General features: G+C 72.2%; 19 protein-coding genes. 8 read left to right on the top strand and 11 right to left on the bottom strand.

Going from position 1 to position 22,040, the window contains the following annotated elements:
• Positions 1-63: 63 nt before the first annotated feature.
• From OUQ99_RS23475 to OUQ99_RS23485, 3 genes are all read right to left on the bottom strand, one after another.
• Entirely contained in the window at positions 64-1,452 is a 1,389-nt protein-coding gene (locus tag OUQ99_RS23475; protein ID WP_267945950.1) for a glycine--tRNA ligase, read from the bottom strand.
• 177 nt (positions 1,453-1,629) lie between these two features.
• Entirely contained in the window at positions 1,630-1,926 is a 297-nt protein-coding gene (locus tag OUQ99_RS23480; RefSeq protein WP_267945951.1) for an antibiotic biosynthesis monooxygenase family protein, read from the bottom strand.
• Positions 1,927-2,003: 77 nt separating this feature from the next.
• Positions 2,004-5,702 carry a CDP-glycerol glycerophosphotransferase family protein gene (locus tag OUQ99_RS23485; RefSeq protein WP_267945952.1) on the bottom strand — a complete coding sequence of 1,233 codons (3,699 nt, stop codon included), beginning with the start codon at positions 5,700-5,702 and terminating at the stop codon, positions 2,004-2,006.
• Positions 5,703-6,042: 340 nt separating this feature from the next.
• Here OUQ99_RS23485 and OUQ99_RS23490 point away from each other — a divergent pair, with 340 nt between their 5' ends.
• The 4 genes from OUQ99_RS23490 (at position 6,043) to OUQ99_RS23505 (ending at position 8,586) form a co-directional block, all read left to right on the top strand.
• Positions 6,043-6,414 (top strand): DUF6703 family protein, encoded by a 372-nt coding sequence (locus tag OUQ99_RS23490; protein ID WP_267945953.1) that lies wholly within the window; start codon positions 6,043-6,045, stop codon positions 6,412-6,414.
• A 69-nt stretch (positions 6,415-6,483) separates the two neighbouring features.
• The gene (locus OUQ99_RS23495) at positions 6,484-7,323 is read left to right on the top strand and encodes a metal ABC transporter ATP-binding protein (RefSeq protein WP_267945954.1); all 840 of its coding nucleotides are present in this window, start codon (positions 6,484-6,486) and stop codon (positions 7,321-7,323) included.
• A complete protein-coding gene (locus OUQ99_RS23500) occupies positions 7,316-8,218 on the top strand; it encodes a metal ABC transporter permease (protein WP_267945955.1) in 903 nt (300 codons plus the stop codon). The genes OUQ99_RS23495 and OUQ99_RS23500 overlap by 8 nt, the downstream gene beginning before the upstream one ends.
• Positions 8,215-8,586, top strand: coding sequence for a Fur family transcriptional regulator (locus tag OUQ99_RS23505; RefSeq protein ID WP_267945956.1), 372 nt, complete (start codon positions 8,215-8,217; stop codon positions 8,584-8,586). Before OUQ99_RS23500 ends, OUQ99_RS23505 begins: the two co-directional genes overlap by 4 nt.
• Positions 8,587-8,721: 135 nt before the next feature.
• Here OUQ99_RS23505 and OUQ99_RS23510 read toward each other — a convergent pair whose 3' ends face one another.
• From OUQ99_RS23510 to recO, 4 genes are all read right to left on the bottom strand, one after another.
• Positions 8,722-9,543, bottom strand: a complete 822-nt coding sequence (locus OUQ99_RS23510; RefSeq protein ID WP_267945957.1) for an SGNH/GDSL hydrolase family protein — start codon at positions 9,541-9,543, stop codon at positions 8,722-8,724.
• 112 nt (positions 9,544-9,655) lie between these two features.
• Entirely contained in the window at positions 9,656-10,450 is a 795-nt protein-coding gene (locus OUQ99_RS23515) for an SGNH/GDSL hydrolase family protein (RefSeq protein WP_267945958.1), read from the bottom strand.
• Positions 10,450-11,271, bottom strand: coding sequence for an isoprenyl transferase (locus OUQ99_RS23520; RefSeq protein WP_267945959.1), 822 nt, complete (start codon positions 11,269-11,271; stop codon positions 10,450-10,452). The genes OUQ99_RS23515 and OUQ99_RS23520 overlap by 1 nt, the downstream gene beginning before the upstream one ends.
• A complete protein-coding gene (gene recO / locus OUQ99_RS23525; protein WP_267945960.1) occupies positions 11,268-11,999 on the bottom strand; it encodes a DNA repair protein RecO in 732 nt (243 codons plus the stop codon). Before recO ends, OUQ99_RS23520 begins: the two co-directional genes overlap by 4 nt.
• Before the next feature lie 369 nt (positions 12,000-12,368).
• Here recO and OUQ99_RS23530 point away from each other — a divergent pair, with 369 nt between their 5' ends.
• The 3 genes from OUQ99_RS23530 to OUQ99_RS23540 all read left to right on the top strand — a co-directional run bounded on the left by OUQ99_RS23530 (position 12,369) and on the right by OUQ99_RS23540 (position 14,555).
• Positions 12,369-13,181 carry a CAP domain-containing protein gene (locus OUQ99_RS23530; RefSeq protein WP_267945961.1) on the top strand — a complete coding sequence of 271 codons (813 nt, stop codon included), beginning with the start codon at positions 12,369-12,371 and terminating at the stop codon, positions 13,179-13,181.
• Between the two features lie 146 nt (positions 13,182-13,327).
• Entirely contained in the window at positions 13,328-13,792 is a 465-nt protein-coding gene (locus OUQ99_RS23535) for a GNAT family N-acetyltransferase (protein ID WP_267945962.1), read from the top strand.
• A 49-nt stretch (positions 13,793-13,841) separates the two neighbouring features.
• Entirely contained in the window at positions 13,842-14,555 is a 714-nt protein-coding gene (locus OUQ99_RS23540) for a DUF2625 family protein (protein WP_267945963.1), read from the top strand.
• Positions 14,556-14,643: 88 nt separating this feature from the next.
• Here OUQ99_RS23540 and leuA read toward each other — a convergent pair whose 3' ends face one another.
• Positions 14,644-16,344 (bottom strand): 2-isopropylmalate synthase, encoded by a 1,701-nt coding sequence (gene leuA, locus OUQ99_RS23545; RefSeq protein ID WP_267945964.1) that lies wholly within the window; start codon positions 16,342-16,344, stop codon positions 14,644-14,646.
• Between the two features lie 694 nt (positions 16,345-17,038).
• Here leuA and OUQ99_RS23550 point away from each other — a divergent pair.
• Positions 17,039-18,343: a M14 family metallopeptidase gene (locus OUQ99_RS23550; protein ID WP_267945965.1), complete on the top strand. Its 1,305-nt coding sequence runs from the start codon at positions 17,039-17,041 to the stop codon at positions 18,341-18,343.
• A 47-nt stretch (positions 18,344-18,390) separates the two neighbouring features.
• Here the strand turns inward: OUQ99_RS23550 and gcl are convergent, their stop codons facing one another.
• The 3 genes from gcl to OUQ99_RS23565 form a co-directional block, all read right to left on the bottom strand.
• On the bottom strand, positions 18,391-20,106 hold the full coding sequence (gcl, locus tag OUQ99_RS23555; RefSeq protein ID WP_267945966.1) for a glyoxylate carboligase: 1,716 nt from the start codon (positions 20,104-20,106) through the stop codon (positions 18,391-18,393).
• Between the two features lie 111 nt (positions 20,107-20,217).
• Entirely contained in the window at positions 20,218-21,102 is an 885-nt protein-coding gene (locus tag OUQ99_RS23560; protein ID WP_267945967.1) for a 2-hydroxy-3-oxopropionate reductase, read from the bottom strand.
• Between the two features lie 61 nt (positions 21,103-21,163).
• Positions 21,164-21,961, bottom strand: a complete 798-nt coding sequence (locus OUQ99_RS23565) for a hydroxypyruvate isomerase family protein (RefSeq protein ID WP_267945968.1) — start codon at positions 21,959-21,961, stop codon at positions 21,164-21,166.
• Positions 21,962-22,040: the final 79 nt, after the last annotated feature.

The raw sequence follows: 22,040 nt of genomic DNA on the forward strand, positions 1-22,040 counted from the left end.
GGACCCGCCGCACGCCTCGCGTCTCACGGGCCCGTCCCGGCGTCCGGGACGGGCGCGCGGCGGTCAGCAGCCGGGCAGGCGCTCGAACAGGTAGGTCTCCACCCTGTCGAGCGAGACCCGCTCCTGGGACATGGTGTCGCGCTCGCGCACGGTCACCGCGTCGTCCTCCAGGGTGTCGAAGTCCACCGTCACGCAGAACGGGGTGCCGATCTCGTCCTGGCGGCGGTAGCGGCGGCCGATCGCACCGGCGTCGTCGAACTCCACGTTCCAGCGCTTGCGCAGCGCGGCGGCCAGGTCGCGGGCCTTCGGCGACAGGTCGGCGTTGCGCGACAGCGGCAGGACCGCGGCCTTCACCGGGGACAGGCGCGGGTCCAGGCGCATGACGGCGCGCTTCTCCAGCTTGCCCTTGGCGTTGGGCGCCTCGTCCACGTTGTACGCGTCCAGCATGAACGTGAGCACCGCCCGGTCGACACCGGCCGCGGGCTCGATGACGTAGGGGATGTAGCGCTCGTTGCTCTCCTGGTCGAAGTACGACAGGTCGACGCCGGACGACTCCGCGTGCGTCTTCAGGTCGAAGTCGGTCCGGTTGGCGATGCCCTCCAGCTCGCCCCACTCGCTGCCCACGAAGTTGAAGCGGTACTCCACGTCCACGGTGCGCGTGGAGTAGTGGGACAGCTTCTCCGCGGGGTGCTCGAACAGGCGGAGGTTGTCCTTGGCGATGCCCAGGTCGACGTACCACTGGAAGCGGGTGTCGATCCAGTACTGGTGCCAGTCGGCGTCGGTGCCGGGCTTGACGAAGAACTCCATCTCCATCTGCTCGAACTCGCGGGTCCGGAAGATGAAGTTGCCGGGCGTGATCTCGTTGCGGAACGACTTGCCGATCTGGCCGATGCCGAAGGGCACCTTGCGGCGTGCGCTCTGCTCGACGTTCTTGTAGTTGATGAAGATGCCCTGCGCGGTCTCCGGGCGCAGGTACGCCAGGCCCTTCTCGTCCTGCACCGGGCCCAGGTAGGTGCGCAGGAGCCCGTTGAACATGCGCGGCTCGGTGAAGGAGGACTTGGCGCCGCAGTTGGGGCAGGCGATGGCGGCGAGGCCGTCGGCGGGCTCGTGGCCGTGCTTCTCCTCGTACGCCTCGACGAGGTGGTCCGCACGGAAGCGCTTGTGGCAGGACTGGCACTCGGTCAGCGGGTCGACGAACGTCGACACGTGGCCGGACGCCTCCCAGACCTCGCGGGCCAGGATGACGCTGGAGTCCAGGCCGACGATGTCCTCCCGCTCCTGCACCATCGAGCGCCACCACTGGCGCTTGACGTTGTTCTTCAGCTCGACGCCGAGGGGGCCGTAGTCCCAGGCCGCGCGCAGACCTCCGTAGATCTCACTGGAGGGGTAGACCAGACCTCGGCGCTTGGCGAGGTTGACCAGTGCGTCCATTGCCTCTGACTTGGCGGCCATGGGTGACTCTCCATCCGGCTGGCAGTCGGTGGATCGCGGTTCGCGATACATCGTCGTGTGGGAAGCGGTACGCGCGCCGAAACCGGGGAGTGGCACCGTCGGACGCCCGCGTCCACCCAGGCTAGAGCACCCGGCAAGCCCTCGCACACCGTATGTGCACGGGCAGGGGCGCGCCTCTCAGGCGGGGGCGCCGCCTCCGGCGACGATCTCGTACGCGCTCGGCTCGTCGATGGCGCGGGAGAGCAGGGGGACCGCGTTGACCTTGACGTCGAAGTCGGACAGCGCCCGGCGGTAGAAGCCCGCGCCGTCCCACTCGGTGACCACCGTCCACAGGCCGGGGTCGTCGGCGGCGCGGCCGAGGCGGTGGCCCCGGAAACCGGGGCGGCGGGAGAGCGCCTCGACGGCGGCCGCGGCATCGGCGCGGAAGGCGTCGAGGTCGGCCTCGGGAACGGAGTAGCGGGTGATGACGATCACGGCACCATTGTGTCCCACCCGGGGAGTGCCCGGGTTGCCGCCCTCCGCCCGCGGGCGGAGGGCGGCCCCTCCCCGGGTCAGCCCTCGCCGAAGACCCGGTCCACGACCCGGGCCGCCGCGTGCCCGTCGTCGAGCGGGCAGAACCGGTCGACGAACGACCGGTAGGACGGCTCGGCCCGGCGCGCCACCTCGTCGATGTCGAGGAGCGCCCCGATCACGTCGTCGGACCCGGTCAGCAGCGGGCCCGGCGCGGTCTCCTCGAAGTCGAAGTAGAAACCGCGCAGGTTGTCCCGGTAGCCCTCCAGGTCGTACGTGAAGAACAGCATCGGACGGCCGGTGTTCGCGAAGTCGAACATCATGGACGAGTAGTCCGTGACGAGCACGTCGGTGACCAGGAAAAGCTCCATGATCTCCGGGTACAGGGACACGTCGTGGACGAAGCCCTCGCCGACGATCGGCACGCTGTCGACCACCCGGGGGTGGCGCCGCACCAGGAGCACGTGGTCGTCGCCGAGCTTCTCGTACATCCGGCGCAGGTCCAGGTGCAGGTCGAGCTTGTGCTTGCCGCGCGTGTAGTACTTGTCGTCACGCCAGGTCGGCGCGTACAGCACCACCTTCTTGCCCTCGGGGAGGCCGAGGCGCCGCCGGGTGCGCTCCGCGATCGCCTCGCGGTCGGGCGAGAAGAAGATGTCGTTGCGCGGGTACCCGGTCTCCAGGACCTCCCCCTCGAAGCGGAAGGCGCTGCGCAGGATCGGCGTCGCCCACGGGCTCGGCGAGACCAGGTAGTCCCACTGCCGGGTCTCCCAGGCGAGCTTGTCGAAGTAGTCGCGGGACTTGCCCCGGATGTTCTCGATGTCGAAGCCGATCCGCTTGAGCATCGAGCCGTGCCAGGTCTGCACGACCACCTGGTCCGGACGGCGGTGGAACCAGGTCGGCTGGCGGGAGTTGGTGACCAGGTACCGCGTGCGGGCCAGCGCCTCGTAGTACTCCCGGCCCCGGTGGCGGACGGGCGCCAGGTCGTCGGGGAGGCGGACCTGCCCGTCGGCCACCAGCCACGACATCGGGTAGTCCGCCCAGCGCCCGCGGCCCCGGAGCTCCGCGTAGAGGCTCTGGGGGCTGTCGGAGTACTGGCGGCCGGTGTAGGTGTCGAAGAGGATGCCCTCGTCGACCGGCTTCTCCCGCTCGGCCGGGTAGAACGTCTCCCTCAGCTCGCGCTGGGCGAAGCTGCCGCGCTCGGCGGGGCGCAGGTCGCTGCCGACCCGGAGGACGGGGATCCCGCGCCCCTGGTAGGAGAGCTTGTAGGAGCGCTCGCTCGTCTGCATCTCCAGCGGCAGTCCCGTGATGAGCGCGTCGGAGAACTCCACCCCCACGTCCGTGGGGCCCTCCTCGGAGCCCTCCGCCGTGCCGCCCCGGACCCGGCCCCACAGCTGGTAGGTGCCCACGGGCAGGGACAGGTCCCCGGACAGGGTGGGGACGTCCGCCGGGGAGAACCTGGCCCCGAACCGGTTCCCGGAGCGCTCCACCCGCAGCCCGTGCTCCTCGTCGCGCCCGCGCGCCTTGGCGACCAGGCGCAGGTCGGTGCCGGCGGGGAACTCGCCCTCCAGGACGAGTGCGCGCCCCTCCCAGCGGGCCCCGTCCACGGTGGGCCGGGCGTGCCCGGCGCGCAGTCTCAGGTAACCGGTGGCGCCGCGCCGGACGACCAGCTCCTGGAGGGTGTCCTCGGCCGCGTAGGCGGTGGTGGCGACGTCGTCGGACATCACCAGGGGGACGGCCTGCCGGTCGGGGGTGACCAGGTGGACGTCCCACTCCTCCTGGCGGATCACGCCTCCGCACTCGCTGACGCTGCGGTCGAACAGCTCGTCGGCGCGGACCCGGGCGCTGAAGCGGCCGGCGTGCACGGTGACGGGGTGGGTGAGCGCCGCCGTGCCCGGCCTGCGGGTCAGTCGCAGCTCCGTGGCCTCGGCGGCGGGCGCGGACAGCAGCTCGCCCTCCAGCTCCAGTTCACCGGTACGGGGGTCGAAGCGGTGGGAGGTGACGCGGGCGCGGGCCTGCTCGACCCCCACGACCAGCTGCCGGTCCTTGTTCCAGTACGGGCGGACCCAGAAGTCCTCGTCGACCTGCTGGTATCCGGGGCGCTCGGGCGGACCGGAGACGGGGCCGGACAGGAACTTGCGCCGGGTGATGCCGCGGTTGAGGACGACCAGCTCGACCTTCCAGTCCCCGGGCTCCCAGCCGCCGGCGGACCGCAGCCGGCGCGGGTCCAGGACGAGGTCGAAGCCGCCGTAGTCGTGGCGGGCGGCGTCGATGACGTCGGGGAGCTTGAACTCGGCGGCGAGCCGGGTGCGGACCGGGATGCGCACCCGGCGGTGGGTGGCGGTGTTGACGGCGAACGCGACCACGTGCTGCTGCCAGCGCTTGCGGGCCCGGAGGTGGCGGATGCCGACCCTGCCGCTGATGTGCAGGCGCCCGGCCTCCCAGCGGACCTCCTCGGTCTTCTGGCGGACCCGGATGTCCTCGTCGAGCCGGTACACCTCGCGGGGCACGGCCTTCTCCGGGTCCTCGGACTCGAAGAAGGGGTACCTGATGTAGTAGCCGAGACCGCGCCGGACGACGGTGGCCTTCTTGATCTCGACGCTCTTGGCGAAGGTGGCCACCTCCAGGACGTCGGCCACGCGCCGCTTGCGCACGAGGTGGTACAGGAGGCGCGCGAGGACGCCGAGTCCTCGCAGCTGCTGCGCGGGGACGTGGTCCAGGAAGTCGTTGAGCAGGTCGACCGCGGTCTCGCGGGCGTCGTCCTCCGCGTCGTCCAGCCTGAGGAGCAGGCTGTGGAGCTCGCCGTTGAGGAGGGTGCGGTCCCACAGTTCGCGGTCGGCGGTGGCCAGGCCCGCGGCGAGTTCGCCCATGGCGCGGATGCGGCGTTCGAGGACGTCCTTCTCCAGCGGGAGCCGGGCGTGCTCGCGCTCGCGCATCAGCAGGACGGGGCCGGGGAGGACGTCGACGGCGGTGGCGGCGAGGGCGGCGCGGCGCAGGCCCAGGTCGGCGTCGTCGGGGTGGAGGCCGTGGTCGGGCAGGGACTCCCAGAACCCCTTGCGCCAGAGCTTGTTGCCGAGTGTGGGGTCCGCGGCCAGGCCGGGGACGTTCCGGGGGTCCTCGGCCAGGCGGTTCCTGCCGCAGTAGCGCTTGTGCGCCCTGGAGGGGGAGGCGCCGAGCTCGTTGAACTTGTACACGTTGCCGACGACCAGGTCGGAACGGCTGTCGGCGGCGCTCTTCACGAGGTAGGACAGCGCGTAGCCGGTGAGGGCGTCGGAGCCCTCCAGGAAGAGCAGGTGGCTGCCGCCGGCGGCCTCCGCCCCGCGTGCGCGCGCGGTCGGCCGGTCGGGGGCCGGGTCGCCGCCCAGGAGTACGGCCCTGAGTCCGGGCGGCGGGGACTCGGCGAACGCGGCCGCCGTGGCGAGCCCGTCCTCGCTGACGGACTCGACGGCTTCGTCCCCCTGGTCGCCGTCCTCGGCCGGGACGTCGGGGTCGGCGTCCTCCGCGGCGTCCTCGTCGCCGCCGTCGGTGTCCGGCCCCGGGGATGTGGACCCGGCGTCGGCGGTGCGGGGGCGGTCGCCGTTTCCGGCGCGGATCGGGACGAGGACGACCTCGATGTCCGTGGGCGGCTCGGGAGCCGCCTCCCCGACCCGGTCACCGCTCTGTTGGCGGCTCAGGGAGTCGAGGCAGTTCTGCAGATGTGGCTCGGTGACGTCGAACGTCACGATGACAGTGGGTTCGGGCACGGAAGTTGACACCCTCCGGAGGGTTCGTTGCCGTGGGCAACGCGCGGGAACCGTCGGCGCGGGCCGCGTTTCTCAGACGACGAATAACTACTGAACGTAGGGGATGCGCGACCAAAAGTGTGCCTGGACCCGCTCTGCGGCGCGCTGCACGGGTCGGGGGAGACGTGCGGCCGCGGGGGCCGCGCCGGAGCCCAGCGGCGCGCCGGGGCCCTGCACTAGGGTCAGAGACAGAAGTATCACAGGCCCGGGGGCCCGGCGCCCACCAGCGCGGGGCGGGTGACCCGGGCGAACGGCACGAACCCCCTGTCGTCGGCACGACCCGGAAGCGGATACGGACAGCATGGCCCCTCCTGAGCACGGTGACGAGAAGCGGCGCGGCGACGGGGACCTCCCCCGCCCCGGGGAGCGGGCGGGCGGCGCCCCCGGCGCGGGACGCCTGCGGCGCGAGGTGGAGGAGCGCAGCGCGGTGCCGCTGGTGTGGTTGCACCAGCGTCCCCGCTGGCTGGCGCCGCTGGTGCTGGGAGCGCTCTTCCTCGCGGGGCTGGCGGCTCCGGGGTTCGTGGGCGCGGTCTGCCTTCTGCTGGTGGCGGTGTTCTTCGTGTGGCTGGCGTTCTTGACCTGGCCCTCCCTGACGGGTCAGCAGAAGGTGCCGCGCGTGCTCATGGTGGGGGTCGTCCTGGTGCTGGCGGTGGCGAGGACCCTGGGTTTCTGACCGGGGCCCGTCCTCACGGCACCTCTGTCACATTTTGACAATCATTTTCGTTTTCGCCATAATGACTAGGTGTCTGCCCAGTTCACGGACGTCGGAAGCGACGTACCGCCCGCCTTCCGGACCGTCGGGGCGCATGTCGCCTACGACGGCGTTCCCGTGCTCGACGGCGTGAGCATCGACATACCCGTCGGCCAGACGATGGCGGTCCTGGGCCCCAACGGCTCCGGCAAGTCGACGCTGATGCGCGCGATGCTGGGCATCGTGCCGCTCACGTCGGGGCAGGTCCTCGTGCACGGCGTCCCGCTGCGGCGCTTCCGCTCCTGGCGCAGGATCGGCTACGTCCCCCAGCGGCTCACCGCGGGGGGCGCCGTCCCCGCCACCGTGCGCGAGATCGTCGCCTCCGGGCAGGTCGCCGCGCGCCGCCGCCTCTCGTTCGCCACGCGGGCCGACCGCGCCGCCGTCGAGGAGGCCCTGGAGACCGTCGGCCTGGCGGACCGGGCCCGCGACTCGGTGCGTGAGCTCTCCGGCGGCCAGCAGCAGCGCGTCCTCATCGCCCGCGCCCTCGCCGGGCGGCCCGACACCTTCGTCATGGACGAGCCCATGGCCGGCGTGGACGCCGAGAACCAGCGCGCGCTCGCCGGCACCATCGCCCGCCTGCGGGACCTCGGCGCCACCGTGGTCCTGGTCCTGCACGAGCTGGGCCCCCTGGAGGACGTGATCGAGCGCGCCGTGGTCCTGGAGTCGGGACGCGTCGCGCACGACGGCAGCGCCCCCGAGCCCACCGGCGAGTGCGCCCGTCCCGGCCACGAGCACCAGCACCCCCACCCCGACCCCAACGACCCGGCGAGGGCCGCCACCGAGACCGCCCCCGCCAACCTGATCCGACTCGAGGTCCCCGGCCGTGACTGAACTGCTCCAGTACGAGTTCATGCGGCGTGCCCTGGTCGCCGCCGTGCTGGTCGGCCTCGTCGCCCCGATCATCGGCACCTACCTCGTCCAGCGCCGCCTCGCCCTGCTGGGCGACGGCATCGGCCACGTCGCGCTGACCGGCGTGGCGCTGGGCCTGCTCACCAGCACCTCCCCGGTGCTCACCGCGGCCGTGGTGGCGACCGCGGGCGCCGTGCTCATCGAGATCGTGCGCGTGCGCACCCGCACCAGCGGCGACGTGGCCCTGGCCCTGCTGTTCTACGGCGGCATCGCGGGCGGGGTGCTGCTCATCGGCCTCACACCGGGGGCGAGCAACGCCACCCTGGTCTCCTACCTGTTCGGCTCGGTCAGCACCGTGGAGGAGGCCGACCTGTGGGTCGTGGGAGTCCTGGCCGCGGGGGTGGTCGGCGTGGTCGCGGTGTTCGGACGCGAGCTGTTCGTGCTGTGCCAGGACGAGGAGGTGGCGCGGGCCCACGGGCTCCCCGTGCGCTTCCTGAGCGTGCTGCTGGCGGTGACCGCCGCGCTGACGGTGGTGATCGCCATGCGGGTGGTGGGGGTCCTCATGGTGAGCGCCCTGATGATCGTCCCGGTCGCCGCCGCGCAGCAGCTGACCAAGAGCTTCCGGGTGACCATGCTGCTGGCCGTGGCGATCGGGCTCCTGTCCTCGCTGGGCGGGCTGACCACGTCGTTCTACGCAGATCTGTCGCCCGGTGCGACGATCGTCCTGCTGGCCCTCGCCGTCTACGGCGCGGCGGTGGCGGCGGGCGGCGTGCTGCGCCGCGCTTCCGGAGCGCGTTCCCCGCGGGCCCACGGGCCCGGAGCGGGGGTTCCGGCCGGTACGATGCCCCAGACTGATCGGGGGAGGGTGAAACCATGAGTACACGACGCGACGCGGTCCGCCAGGCGCTGACCGAGTCCACAGGCTTTCGCAGCGCCCAGGACCTGTACGCCGACCTGCGCGCCGACGGTTCCAAGATCGGGTTGACCACCGTCTACCGCGCTCTGCAGGCGCTGAGCGACTCGGGTCAGGTCGACGTCCTGCGGACCGACGACGGCGAAGCCGTCTACCGGGCGTGCGACACCGAGAGCCACCACCACCACCTGGTCTGCCGGGTGTGCTCGACCGCCGTGGAGATCGAGGGCCCGGCCGTGGAGAGGTGGGCGGTCGAGATGGGCGCCAAGCACGGCTTCACCGGTGTGACGCACACCCTCGAGGTCTTCGGCACCTGCGCCCGCTGCTCCTGAGCCGGCTCCGCACCGCCGGCCCCGCCCGGGCCCCGGGCGTCCGCGGACCGGGCCTCCTCGCAGGGGCCTCCCGGCGGCGGGCCCCGGAGCGGTCCGGGACCCGCCGCCGGACCGTGCGGGCGTCCGCGCCGCCGCTCAGTCGCGGTGGACGCGCAGCGGCTCCAGGACGGGGCGCTTGGCACTCACGTTGTCACCTGACGAACGGCCGGTGAGCCGCCGGTGGATCCACGGCACCAGGAACTCGCGCGCCCAGTGCAGGTCCTCCTGCCGGGCCGTCCGCCAGTCGCGCGGCGCGGCGGGCGGCCACGGCTCGTTCCAGTCCGTGCCGGTCGGCACGCCGAGGACCTCGCACACGCGCAGGGCGAGGCGGCGGTGGCCCTCCGAGGACAGGTGCAGGCGGTCCCAGTTCCAGGCCCTGGCGTCGTCGAGGACCCGCATGCTCCACACGTCCACCACGTCGCACCCGTAGCGGTCCGCGATGGCCCGCAGGTGCATGTTGTAGGTGGCGATCTTGCCGCGCATGTGCCGCATCACCGGCTGCCAGTTGGTGTCGAACCCGGTGAAGAGGACGATGCGCGCGCCGGTCCGGCTCAGCTCCTCGACCGCCCCCGCGAAGGCCACGGCGACGGCGTCGGGGTCCGCCCCGGGGCGGATGATGTCGTTGCCGCCCGCGCACAGGGTGATGAGGTCGGGCGACAGCTCGACGGCGCGGGGGATCTGCTCGTCGATGATCTGGTGCATGATCTTGCCGCGCACGGCGAGGTTGGCGTAGCGCACCTCGGCGACGTGGTCGGCGAGGTGCTCGGCCACCCGGTCGGCCCAGCCCCGGTAGCGGCCGTTGGGCACGGCGTCGCTGTCCGGGTAGGGGTCGCTCATGCCCTCGGTGAAGCTGTCACCGAGGGCGACGTAGGACAGGATGTCCCCGCTCGTCAGATCCTTCGTCCCAAAACCGCTCATAGTGCACGATGATCCATCCCCACCCCCGGGTTACGCGACAGTAGGTTGCCGTTCGCGCACGTATTGGGTGGCACGTCACACCGTGAGCGGTGCGGCGGAGGGGCCGGGCCGGTCAGCGGTCCTTCGTGACCGGGGTCAGCTCCGGGCGCTTGGCCGTGACCGTGTCACCGGACGAGCGTCCGGTCAGGCGGCGCCCGATCCACGGGCCGAGCGAGTCCTTCACCCAGGTCAGGTCGTCCCGGCGGGCCTGCCTCCAGGGCACCGGCCCCTGCTCGGGCCACGGCTCGTCCCAGCGGTCGGCGACCGGCACGCCCAGGACCTCGGCCGCGCGCAGCGCGAGGCGGCGGTGCCCCTCCGGGGACATGTGCAACCGGTCCTCGTCCCAGGCGCGGGAGTCGGTGAGCGCGTCCATGGACCACTGGTCCACCAGGAAGCAGCCGTGCTTGTCGGCGACCGCGCGCACGTGGAGGTAGTAGCGGGCGAACAGGCCGATGGTGCCGCGCATGTAACCGGTGGTGACGTTCACCCCCGTGAACAGCACGACCTGGCTCCCCGCGGCACGGAGGCGGCCCACCGTGTGGTCCAGGATGCGGGCCATCCGCTCGGGGTCCCCGCCGGGGCGCAGCAGGTCGTTGCCGCCGGCGCTCAGCGTCACCAGGTCGGGGGCCATCGCCAGGACCGGCGGGACCTGGTCGGTGACGATCTGGCGCATCAGCTTGCCGCGCACCGCGAGGTTGGCGTACCCGATCTCCCCCACGTGGTCGGCGAGGTGTTCGGCCAGCCGGTCGGCCCAGCCGCGGAACCCCTCCCCGCCCGGGTACGGGTCGCCCACGCCCTCGGTGAAGCTGTCCCCCACCGAGACCAGCGACATGCCCTGCCTGACCAGGGGTTCTTCGGAACCCGACATCACTTCTCCTCCCCAGCTACGGCGTTGGGCAGGGCGCCTCCGTAGCGGCGGTCCCTGCTCGCGTAGATCTCACATGCCCGCCACAGGTCGCGGCGGTCGAAGTCGGGCCAGAGCGTGTCCAGGAACACGAACTCGGCGTAGGCGGACTGCCAGAGGAGGAAGTTGGACAGCCGCTGCTCCCCGGAGGAGCGCACGAACAGGTCGACGGGGGGCACGTCGGGGGCGTAGAGGTGCCTGGCGAGGGTGTCCTCGGTGATCTTGTCCGGGGAGAGCCGCCCCTCCGCCGCCTCGCGGGCCATCGCGCGGGCCGCGTCGACGATCTCCGCCTGGCCGCCGTAGTTCACGCAGAACTGCAGGGTCAGGCCGGTGTTGTCCTTGGTCATCTCCTCCGCGTCGCGGAGTTCCTTGATGACGCTCTTCCACAGGCGCCCGGCGCGCCCGGCCCACTTGACGCGGACCCCGCGCGCGTGCAGCTCGTCGCGGCGGTTGCGGATGGTGTCGCGGTTGAAGCCGAGGAGGAAGCGGACCTCGTCGGGCGACCGCTTCCAGTTCTCGGTGGAGAAGGCGTAGGCGGAGAGGTGGGAGACGCCCATCTCCAGGGCGCCCTCGATCACGTCGAAGAGGGAGGACTCCCCCGCCTTGTGCCCCTCGGTGCGCGCCAGTCCGCGTTCCTTGGCCCAGCGGCCGTTGCCGTCCATGACGACGGCCACGTGCCTGGGCACGAGGGCGGCGGGCAGCTCGGGGGGCCGCGCGCCGCTGGGGTGCGGGACGGGCGCGGCGTACTCCCGGCGTTTACCGGTGTCGAAGCTGAACAGACTCAAGAACGCTCCACATGGCGCAGTGATCGGATTCCGTTTTCCAGGTGCCACTGTAGGTAGGCCGCGACCAACCCGCTGCACTCGGAGCGGTGCCTGCCCTCGCTGGCGTCCGCGCTCTCCCAGTCCCCCCCGAGCAGGGCCGACATCAGCCGGAACGTGTCGGGGGACGGGTGCACGGAACCGTGGGGGCGGCACACCGAGCAGACCATACCGCCGGCGTGGACCGCGAAGGCGCGGTGCTCCCCCCGGCTGCCGCAGCGGGCGCACCCGTCCAGGGCCGGCGCGTACCCGGCGACGGCGAGCGACCGGAGCAGGTAGGCGTCCAGGACCAGCCGGGAGTCGTGGGAGCCCTCCCCCAGGGTACGCAGTGCGCCGATCAGCAGCAGGAACTGGCGCAGCGCGGGGTCCTTCTCCACGGAGACGACCTTCTCCGCGGTCTCCAGCATCGCGGTGGCGGCGGTGTAGCGGGCGTAGTCGGAGACGACGGCCTCACCGTAGGAGCGGAGGGTCTCGGCCTGGGTGATGACGTCCAGCGTGCGACCGGTGTGGAGCTGCAGGTCGACGTGGGTGCACGGCTCCAGGCGCGCGCCGAAGCGGGACTTGGTGCGACGGACCCCCTTGCCGACGGCGCGGACCAGGCCGGTGCGCCGGGTCAGGAGGGTGACGATGCGGTCGGCCTCGCCCAGCTTCTGGTTGCGCAGGACGACACCCTCGTCGCGGTAGAGACTCACCCCCCCATTGTCGCGGATGCCACCGACCACCCGGGCTGCCCGACCTCTCCCCACAGACCCCGACGTGACCTGCTTTATTACGTTTTGGATTCCCTTTTTGCTCGCTTTGCTCTACTCTCACGCGCTAGGACGCGCCTCACCGGGCCTGCCGCCCTTCCCCCGCGGCGTCCGGAGTCCCCCGCGCGCACGCGCTGCCCCCCGGGCACGGGTCACACAGAACTCACGTGCCCATGGGCACGGGCAGAGCCGGCCGGGGGAAGGACCAACACCCCGGCCGCGGTCACGGACCGGCAGGTCCGCGGGCGTGTCCACCCGATTCCCGTCACGGAGGAGAGCGATATGGCGCGTGGTCGCCGAGGCAAGCGCCGGATGAGCGCTCGCGAGAACCGCTCACGGAAGGACGGGCGGCGCCGCCGCCCGGTACCCCTCGCGGTGGCGCTGGCAGCGATACCGGTCGGCCTGACCCTGGCAGGAGCACTGCTGGTCACCGGGGCGGGCGAGAGCCTGAACCCGTTCCGGGACACCGCGGACGAGACCCTGGCGACGGGTCGGATCGGTGACGCCGTCGCCGACGGCTCCGCCGTGCCGGAGGCCTCCGCGGACGACGACTTCTTCGCGTCGCCCAGCGCGCCGCCGCAGGACCGGCCGTCGCCGTCCGGCGCGGGCGGGCCGCAGAGCGCCGACGTGACGGCCTCCTCCGTCCCCGAGGAGGCGCGGGAGGACGGGAGCCCGTCCGGCGGGGGCGGCGGTGGCGGCGGGAGCGACGACGGCGACGGCGAGCGCCGGGGCCGCGGCGGCTCCGGCCCCTCCTCCGCAGGGGGGTCGGTCGACCGGGTCGTGACCCTGGTCAACGGGGAGCGCGCCTCCGCCGGGTGCGACCCGCTCACGGTGGACCCGCGGCTCACCGCCGCCGCCCAGGAGCACAGCGAGGACATGGACCGGCGCGACTACATGGGTCACGAGAACCCCGAGGGCGAGGGCCCGGCCGACCGCGCCCTCCGCCACGGCTACGACGCGTGGGGCGCGGAGAACGTCGCCAAGGGGCAGACGAGCGCCGCCCAGGTCATGGACGCCTGGATGGGCAGCCGGGGCCACCGCGACAACATCCTCAACTGCGACCTGGTGGCGATCGGCGTGGGAGAGTCCGGCAACGCCTGGACCCAGAAGTTCGGCTGGGAGTAGGCCGGGCACGGCTGCGGTCCGCGCTCCCCCGGGGCGCGGACCGCCGTCGTCGGAGGCCCCGGCGCCGGCTCCCCGCACCGCGCACGGGGGGACCGCGCCGCGCGAACCCCTACCGCCACGGCTCTCCCGCGCCCTACCCTGGCCCGGTGCCCCCTGTCACGCGGCCCGCGACCGCCGAGGACCTCGACGCCGTGCTGTCCCTGCTCGGCGAACTGCCCCCCGACGCCCCGCCCCTCACCGCGGCCTCGGCCGCGCGGATCTGGTCGGAGGTCTCGGGCCAGGAGGGGCGGACCCTGCTGGTCCACGAGCGCGACGGGATCGTCGCCGGGACGGTGGACTGCCTGGTGGTGCCCTGGACGTTTCGGGACGGGCGGCCGGTGATGCTCGTGGAGAACCTCGTGGTCGCCGAACGGCACCGGCGCTCGGGTGCGGGACGCTCCCTGATCCGGTCGGCGGAGCGCCTCGCGCGCCGCGCCCGCTGCCACAGGATCCAGCTGCTCGCCGCCGGCGACGCCTACGTGCACGCGTTCTACCGCGCGTGCGGCTTCGTGTCCTGCGCGGACGGGTTCCGCAAGCACGTCCCCTCCTGGACCGTCGGAGCCTCCCTGTAACCTGGTCCGTCGCCGCGCCTACCCCGCGGTGTGACGGAGGGGTCCCCCGATGCGTGAACTGAGTGAGCTGGTCGAGGTCGAGGAGCCCGCCTGGCCCGTCCTGACCGAGCGCCTGGCCGGCAGCGCCGCGCCGGTGCGCGTGCTGCCGGTCGACCCCGTCGCGGGCCGGACCTGCCTGCACCGGCTCCAGGTGACCGCCCGGTCCTTCCTGGGCGCGATGGCGCTGGAGTGCGGCGGCCTGGTGCTCGACGGGGGCTGGCTGCGGGTGCACGGCGGGGGCGGCCCCGACCTGCGGGGGCTGGGCGAGGTCAACGACCTGAGCGCGGCCGTGGTCTTCGGCCCGCCGCTGCGGCTGGTGGTGGGGCACGACGTGCTGGGCGGGGTGTTCGCCCTGAACGGGCCGGGCTCCGAGGGCGCGGAGCACCCGGGCAGGCCCGGTGAGATGGTGTACTTCGCCCCCGGCTCCCTGCGGTGGGAGCCGATGGAGACCACGTACTCCTCGTGGCTGCTGTGGATGCTGGCGGGCAACCTGGAGGGGTTCTACGAGGGGTTGCGCTGGACCGGCTGGCGCGAGGAGGTGGAGGGTCTCGGCCTCGGACAGGGGTTGGCGGTGCGGCCCCGGCCCCGGTCCGGGGAGCAGACCCCGGCGGACCCGGCCGCCGCCTCCCGCAGAGCGGTCCCGCTGGGCGAGCTGACCGCGGCGCACCGGGATCTGTGCGCCGCCCGGGGCCTGCCCGACCCCGGACCGTTCGGCCTTCTCTGAGGGGCGTCCCGCCTCCGCGTGCGGCAGCTCCCGGGGGGCCGGGGCGGGCGCTGCCGCGCCGCCCCGGCCCCCCGGGAGCACCGGTCCGTCAGACGCGGGCGATGGCGCTGCACAGGGCCTTCAGCGAGGCCGTCGTGATGCTGCTGTGGATGCCGACGCCCCACACGACCCGGCCGTCGATCTCGGCCTCCACGTAGGCGGCGGCGCGGGCGTCGCCGTCCTCGCCCATGGAGTGCTCCACGTAGTCCATGACGCGGACCTTGACGTCGACGTCGGCCAGGGCGTCGCAGAACGCGGAGATGGGGCCGTTGCCGGTGCCCGACAGTTCGCGGATCTCACCGTTGACGCGGGCGTCGGCCTCGATCCGGTAGGTGCCGTCACCGTCGGTGGAGGAGCGGTGGGCCAGGACCGCCACCGGGCCCTGGTCGGCCAGGTAGGTCGTGGAGAAGATCTCCCAGATGCGGTCGGCCGCGAACTCCCCGCCCTCGGCGTCGGTGAACTTCTGGATGACCTGCGAGAACTCGATCTGGAGCCGGCGCGGCAGGTCCAGGGAGTGGTCGCGCTGCATGATGTAGGAGACGCCGCCCTTGCCGGACTGGCTGTTGACGCGGATGACCGCCTCGTAGTTGCGGCCCACGTCCTTGGGGTCGATGGGCAGGTAGGGGACGTCCCAGGTGTGCTCGTCCACCGGGGCGCCGGCGGCCCCGGCGGCCTCCTCCTGCGCGGCGAAGCCCTTCTTGATCGCGTCCTGGTGGGAGCCGGAGAAGGCGGTGTAGACCAGGTCGCCGCCGTACGGGTGGCGGGGGGCCACCGGCAGCTGGGTGCAGTGCTCGACGGTGCGACGGATCTCGTCGATGTCGGAGAAGTCGATCCGGGGGTCGACGCCCTGGCTGAACAGGTTCATGCCCAGGGTGACCAGGCAGACGTTCCCGGTGCGCTCGCCGTGCCCGAACAGGCAGCCCTCGACCCGGTCGGCCCCGGCCATGACCGCCAGCTCGGCGGAGGCGACGCCGGTACCCCGGTCGTTGTGCGGGTGCACGGACAGCACGACGTGCTCGCGGCGCGACAGGTTGCGGCTCATCCACTCGATCTGGTCGGCGTAGACGTTGGGGGTGGAGCGCTCGACGGTGGCGGGCAGGTTCAGGATGATCTCGCGGCCCGGCCCGGGGTTCCACACGTCCATGACGGCCTCGCAGACCTCCAGGGCGAAGTCCAGCTCGGTGTCGATGAAGATCTCGGGCGAGTACTCGTAGCCGAAGTACTCGGTCCCGTCCAGGTACTGCTCGGCGAAGCGCATGACGTGGCGGGTGCCCTGGACGGCGATGTCCTTGCAGGCCTCCCGGTCGACCCGGAAGACCACGCGGCGGAAGGTCGGTGCGGTGGCGTTGTACAGGTGCACGGTGGCGCGCTTCGCGCCGACCAGGCTCTGCACGGTGCGCTCGATCAGGTCCTCGCGGGCCTGGGTCAGCACCGAGATCTGCACGTCGTCGGGGATCAGCCCGTCCTCGATCAGGGACCGGACGAAGTCGAAGTCGGTCTGGCTCGCGGAGGGGAAGCCGACCTCGATCTCCTTGTAGCCCATCTCGACCAGCAGCCGGAACATCTCGTGCTTGCGCGCGGGGTCCATGGGCTCGATCAGCGCCTGGTTGCCGTCGCGCAGGTCGGTGGAGAGCCAGCGGGGGGCGGCGTCGATGGTCTTCGACGGCCAGGTGCGGTCCGGCAGGTCCACCGGGGCGAAGGGCTTGTACCGGTGGAAGGGCATGGGGCTGGTCTTCTGCTGCGGCACCATCGCGGTGTCTCCTCGGGGTGGTTCGTGCATGTGGTCTGGTCGACCAGGAGCAAGCCGAAGTCCCGCGGCGAGGGAGCCGACCGTCTAACGACCCCCGCCGCGGCCGCTAAGGAGGAGCAGCACGCGCAGCATAACGGTGATCACGCTAGCAGACGGCCGGAGAACCCCGGTACCCCGCGTCCACATGTCGAGATGCAAGTCACGTACCTGCGACGACACGACGTGCGCGAATGGGACGCCGCCGAGGGCCGGGCCGCGCGACCGCTACGTGTACCTCGACTTCGAGATATCGCGCAGAGGTCTGTACCATTTCAGGTGAACCCTTCAGTGCTAGGGGGGTTGTTCGAGTCCCGCCGACGGGACCCAGGGTGCGGCCAACACCCGAGGCCGCCGCCGACCGCGCCGAGTACGCGTAAGCCGCGGTGGCGGCGAGGCCGGTACCGTCGGCGGGATCTCTCGTTCCCGCCCCCGCGGGGCGGAGCGGCGGGTCCACCGGGTGGCTCCGGAGGAGCGGGGGCCCGCGACACACGGCCCCGGAGCGCGGTCCGCCGGCGTGGCCACATCCGGCCACGGGGTACCCGGTCCCCCCGCGACCGAAGCGGGCTTCACCTGCCGGAGCGGGCAAACAAGGCGATCCGCCACATCGGTGACGGAAAGTTAGCCATATTGACAGATTGTGCCGATTTCTTCTGCAATGACGCCACGTATCCGCAGCCTCACCCCCGCTGGAGGCATCGTGGGAAGCACCCCCGTCAGAAGAATCCTCGTCCCCGCGGCCGTGGGAGTACTCGTCCTCGGACTCCTGGGCACGAGCGGCGCGTCCGCCGAGCCCGTCCACGGCCTCTACGAGGTCCGCGGCGCGACCTCGGCGCAGGACCGCACGGAGATCGCCGCGACCGGCGCGGCCATCGACCACGTCGGCGACGAATCGGTCCTGGTCACCGCCACCCCCGACGACGCCGAGGAGATCGGCGGGCTGGGCTACGGCGTCGAGGAGTTCGACGTCCCCGTCCCCCTCGCGGACCCCGACCCCGGCTACACCGGCTACGCGGAACTGGTCGGCGTCATCGACGAGGTCGTCGCCGCCCACCCCGACATCGCCGCGCGGTCCGTCATCGGCCGGTCGCACGAGGGGCGCGACCTCCTCGCGGTCAAGATCAGCGACAACGTCGATGTGGACGAGGACCAGCCCGAGGTGCTGTTCGTCCATGCCCAGCACGCCCGCGAGCACCTGACCGTCGAGATGGCGGTCCACCTGATGCGCCTGCTCACCGACGGCTACGGCGGCGACCCCCGGATCACCGACCTGGTCGACGACCGCGAGATCTGGATCCTGCCCAACGTCAACCCGGACGGCAGCGAGTACGACATGGCGGGCAGCACCTGGCGGAACTGGCGCAAGAACCGCCAGCCCAACGAGGGCTCCTCGTCGCCGGGCACCGACCTCAACCGCAACTGGGCCTACGAATGGGGGTGCTGCGGGGGCTCGTCCGGCAACCCGAGCAGCATCACCTACCGGGGCCCGGCGCCGGAGTCGGCGCCGGAGGTCCGGGTGGTCGCCGACTTCGTGCGCGGCCGGGTGGTCGGCGGCGAGCAGCAGATCACCACCGCCATCGACTTCCACACCTACAGCGAGCTCATCCTCTGGCCGTTCGGCCACACCTACGACGACGTCACGAACGGCATGACCCGGGAGGAGTACGACACCCACGCGGCGCTCGGCGAGCACATGGCCGAGGCGAACGGCTACACCCCCCAGCAGTCCAGCGACCTGTACGTCACCGACGGGTCGATCAACGACTGGCTGTGGGGCGACCAGAGGATCGTGAACTTCACGTACGAGATGTACCCCCGCAGCGCGGCCGGCGGCGGGTTCTACCCGCCCTCGTCGGTGATCGAGAGGGAGACCGCCCGCAACGAGGAGGCCGTGCTGCGCCTGCTCGACTACGCGGACTGCCCGTACCGGATCATCGGCGAGGAGGCCGCGTACTGCGGCTGACCCGGCGGACGCGGAGGGGCCCCGGGGATCTCCCGGGGCCCCGGGCGTCAGGCGCCGGGAACCGGCTCGAACTCCTTGACGGCGTCGATCGCGGGACCGTGCGGGGTGTTGGCCTCGCGCTCGATCATGATCTCGACGAGCACCGGCCGCGAGGTGGACCGGGCCTCCTTGCGGGCCCACTCCAGGGACTCGCGGATCTCCCCGGGCTCCCACACCCGGCGCCCCGAGCAGCCGTAGGCCTCCATGAGCTTGACGTTGTCGGTGCCGTACTCGTCGTAGTGGACGTCCACCTGGTAGTTCATGCCGAAGGGGATCGACGCCTGGCGGATCAGGCCCAGGTACTCGTTGTTCAGCATGATGATCACGTAGGGGACGTCGTACTGGGCCGCGACGGCGAGCTCCTCGACCATGTACTGGAAGCCGTAGTCGCCGACGATGCCGACGACCTCGGCGTCGGGTTCGGTGGCCGCCAGCGCCTTCCGGACGCCGATGGCCGCCGGGATCTCCCAGCCGAGCGGTCCCGCCTGGCCGCAGATCTGGTAGTGCCGCGGCTTGTACGCCTTCTGGTGCTGGCCTCCCCAGATCTGGTAGAGGCCGATGGCGGTGACGAAGTAGGTGTCCTCGTCGAAGACCTCGTTGATCTCCTTGTAGACGCGCGGCGCCTTGACCGGGACCGTGTCGAAGTCCTCGCGGCGCGTCAGGGTGGCCTTGAGCTCGCCGATCCGGTCGATCCACGGTTCGACCCGGGCCGTGGCCCCCCTGCGCCGGGCCGCGGCCAGCAGTTCCCGGAGGAACAGCCGCGCGTCGGAGACCACGCCCAGGTCCGGCTCGAAGACCCGGCCGATCTGGGTCGCCTCGATGTCCACGTGGATGAACGTGCGGTCGCCCCGGTAGACGTCGATCTGGCCCGTGTGGCGGTCGGCGAACCGCGCCCCGACCGCCAGGACCAGGTCCGACTCCAGGAAGGACGCGTTGCCGTAGCGCTGGGAGGTCTGCACACCGGTCATACCCGAGTACAGGGGCGAGTCCTCGTCGAAGGAGCCCTTGCCCATCAGGGTGACCTGCACCGGCACCCGCAGGTACTCGGCGAGTTCGCGCAGGTCCGCCGAGGCCTCGGCCAGGATCACCCCGCCCCCGGCGAGGATCAGCGGGCGCTCGGCGGCCAGCAGCAGGTCCAGCGCCCGCTCCACGCGGGGCAGGTGCGGCTCGACCGTGTTGACCTTCAGCGGTGCGTCGATCGCGGGGTCGTACTCGATCAGCTTCTGGGCGACGTCCACCGGGATGTCGATCAGGACGGGCCCGGGACGGCCCTCCCGCGCGACCCGGAACGCCTCGCGGAAGATCCACGGGGCGGTCGCGGCCTCCTTGATCTGCACGGCCCACTTGGTGACCGGCTTGGCGATCTCGACTATGTCGACCGCCTGGAAGCCCTCCTTGTCCAGGAGGTCGGTGCGCTGCTGGCCGGTGATGCACACGATCGGGACGGAGTCCGCGATGGCCGTGTACAGGCCGGTGATCATGTTGGTGCCGGCGGGCCCGGAGGTGCCGATGGCCACGCCGACCCTGCCGGTGGTGCGCGACCAGCCGTCGGCCATGTGGGTGGCGCCCTCCTCGTGGCGGACGGTGAGGTGCTCGATCCCGCCCACCTCCTCCATCGCCTTGTAGAGCGGGAGGATCGCGGCGCCGGGGCAGCCGAAGGCGATGTCGACGCCCTCGTCCTTGAGGACCTCGACGACGGCGTTCATCACGGGCATCTGTGCCATGACGGGTGAACCCTTCAGTGCTAGGGGTGCTGGTGCGGTCGGCTCCGCCTGCGGTGTCCCGGGTGCGGCCAACACCGGGGACTGCGGTACGGGGCCTTCCTGGGAGGTCGGCTAGGACCGGCCGGAGAGCTGCTGGACGATCATCAGGAGCGCGGAGTGGTCGAGCCCGCCGTGCCCCTGGTTCTTGAGCGCGGCGACGGACTGCGCCACCTGGGCGCCGAGCGGGATCGCGACGCCCGCGGCGCGCGCGGAGTCGGTGACGATGCGCATGTCCTTGTCGTGCAGGGCGATGCGGAACCCCGGCGTGAAGTCGCGCTCGCGCATGGCCCTGCCCTTGCGCTGGAGCACCGTGCTCCCCGCGAGCCCGCCGCCGAGGACCTCCAGGCCCGACTCCGTGTCGACGCCGTGGGCCTCCAGGAAGACGAGCGCCTCCGCGAGGAGCTGGATGTTGCCCGCGACGATGAGCTGGTTGGCGGCCTTCACGGTCTGCCCTGCCCCGTTCGGGCCGACCAGGACCGGGGTGGTGCCCAGGACGTCGAAGATCGGGCGCGCGGCCTCGAAGTCGGCCTGCACCCCGCCGACCATGATGGACAGCTTGGCCTCCACGGCCCCGGCCTCGCCTCCGCTCACGGGCGCGTCCAGGACGCGGAGGCCGCGTTCGGCCCCGGCCTCGGCGACCGCCCGGGAGACGTCGGGGCGGATGGTGCTCATGTCGATGACGAGGGTGCCGGGCTTGGCGTTCTCGTACACGCCCCCGGGGCCGAGGAGGAGTTCCTCCACGTCCGGGGAGTCGGGAACCATCGTGATGACGACGTCGGCCCCGGTGACGGCCCCGGTGACGCCGCCGCCGCGGCGTCCGCCCTCCGCGACGAGCGCGTCGACGCGCTCGGGGGTGAGGTTGTGGCCGGTGACGGTGTAGCCGGCGCGGACCAGGTTGACGGCCATGGGCAGGCCCATGATCCCCAGGCCGATGAAGGCGATCTCGGTGTCGGGCATCGCTGTCCCTCTCGTGTCTCGGTCGTGCCGCGGCTGTCGCCGCGGAAAGGGTGGCGGGGGCTCAGACCAGCCAGTCGAAGCTCTTGGCACTGGGGACGGTCGGCTTGTACTCCAGGCCGACGAGCCCGGTGTAGCCGCCGTCCCGGAGCGCCCGGAGGAGGTCGTCGAACGGGAGGCGTCCGGTGCCGGGCTCGCCCCGGCCCGGGGAGTCGGCGATCTGGACGTGGCCGAACTCCGCGGCGTGGTCGCGGACCACGGCGAAGACGTCGTCCCGGTTGACCACGAGGTGGTACAGGTCCGCGAGGAGGGCGACGTTCGGGGCCCCGGCCTCCCGGGCCCGGGCGACGAACCCGAGGCCGTCGGCCGCGGTCGTGAGGGGGTAGTCGGCCGAGCCGCTGATGGGCTCGACGAGCACGGTGCCGCCGACGCGGGCGACGGCCCCGGCCGCCGCGAGGGTGTTCTCCAGGGCAACCCGGTCCTGTTCGGCGGGGTCGGTCCCCGGCAGTCGCAGCCCGTAGAGGGCGTTGAAGCCGGTGGTGCCCGTGCGCTCGGCGATCCGGGTGACCACGTCGACGTTCGCGCGGAACTCCTCGGCCCTGGCGGGGTGCGAGAGCACGCCCCGGTCGGGCCCGGGGAGGGCGCCGGCGAAGAAGTTGAGGCCGGTGAGGCGCACGCCGGCGTCGTCGAGGGAGCGGACGAAGGAGTCGACCTCGTCCTGGGGCGGGGTCGGGCTCTCGAACGGCCACCAGAACTCGACGGCGTCGAAACCGGCGTCCCGGGCGGCCCGGGGGCGTTCGAGGAGCGGGAGCTCGGTGAACAGCAGGGAGCAGTTCACCGTGTAGCGGAGTGAGTGGCTCATGCATTGCCTCCAACTTCTACTTTCACATTGTGGAAAGTAGTTTTCGTTTTGAGGAATGTCATGAGTGTGCGGCCGGTCA

This window comes from Streptomonospora nanhaiensis (assembly GCF_026642255.1).
GTDB lineage: Bacteria > Actinomycetota > Actinomycetes > Streptosporangiales > Streptosporangiaceae > Nocardiopsis > Nocardiopsis tropica.

What these genes read in the sequence shown, in the direction of transcription:
- OUQ99_RS23475 (WP_267945950.1), bottom strand. Translation starts at nt 1,452, where the DNA reads ATGGCCGCCAAGTCAGAGGCAATGGACGCACTGGTCAACCTCGCCAAG.
- OUQ99_RS23490 (WP_267945953.1), top strand. Translation starts at nt 6,043, where the DNA reads ATGGCCCCTCCTGAGCACGGTGACGAGAAGCGGCGCGGCGACGGGGAC.
- OUQ99_RS23505 (WP_267945956.1), top strand. Translation starts at nt 8,215, where the DNA reads ATGAGTACACGACGCGACGCGGTCCGCCAGGCGCTGACCGAGTCCACA.
- OUQ99_RS23510 (WP_267945957.1), bottom strand. Translation starts at nt 9,543, where the DNA reads ATGAGCGGTTTTGGGACGAAGGATCTGACGAGCGGGGACATCCTGTCC.
- OUQ99_RS23515 (WP_267945958.1), bottom strand. Translation starts at nt 10,450, where the DNA reads ATGTCGGGTTCCGAAGAACCCCTGGTCAGGCAGGGCATGTCGCTGGTC.
- OUQ99_RS23530 (WP_267945961.1), top strand. Translation starts at nt 12,369, where the DNA reads ATGAGCGCTCGCGAGAACCGCTCACGGAAGGACGGGCGGCGCCGCCGC.
- OUQ99_RS23540 (WP_267945963.1), top strand. Translation starts at nt 13,842, where the DNA reads ATGCGTGAACTGAGTGAGCTGGTCGAGGTCGAGGAGCCCGCCTGGCCC.
- leuA (WP_267945964.1), bottom strand. Translation starts at nt 16,344, where the DNA reads ATGGTGCCGCAGCAGAAGACCAGCCCCATGCCCTTCCACCGGTACAAG.
- OUQ99_RS23550 (WP_267945965.1), top strand. Translation starts at nt 17,039, where the DNA reads ATGACGCCACGTATCCGCAGCCTCACCCCCGCTGGAGGCATCGTGGGA.
- gcl (WP_267945966.1), bottom strand. Translation starts at nt 20,106, where the DNA reads ATGGCACAGATGCCCGTGATGAACGCCGTCGTCGAGGTCCTCAAGGAC.
- OUQ99_RS23560 (WP_267945967.1), bottom strand. Translation starts at nt 21,102, where the DNA reads ATGCCCGACACCGAGATCGCCTTCATCGGCCTGGGGATCATGGGCCTG.
- OUQ99_RS23565 (WP_267945968.1), bottom strand. Translation starts at nt 21,961, where the DNA reads ATGAGCCACTCACTCCGCTACACGGTGAACTGCTCCCTGCTGTTCACC.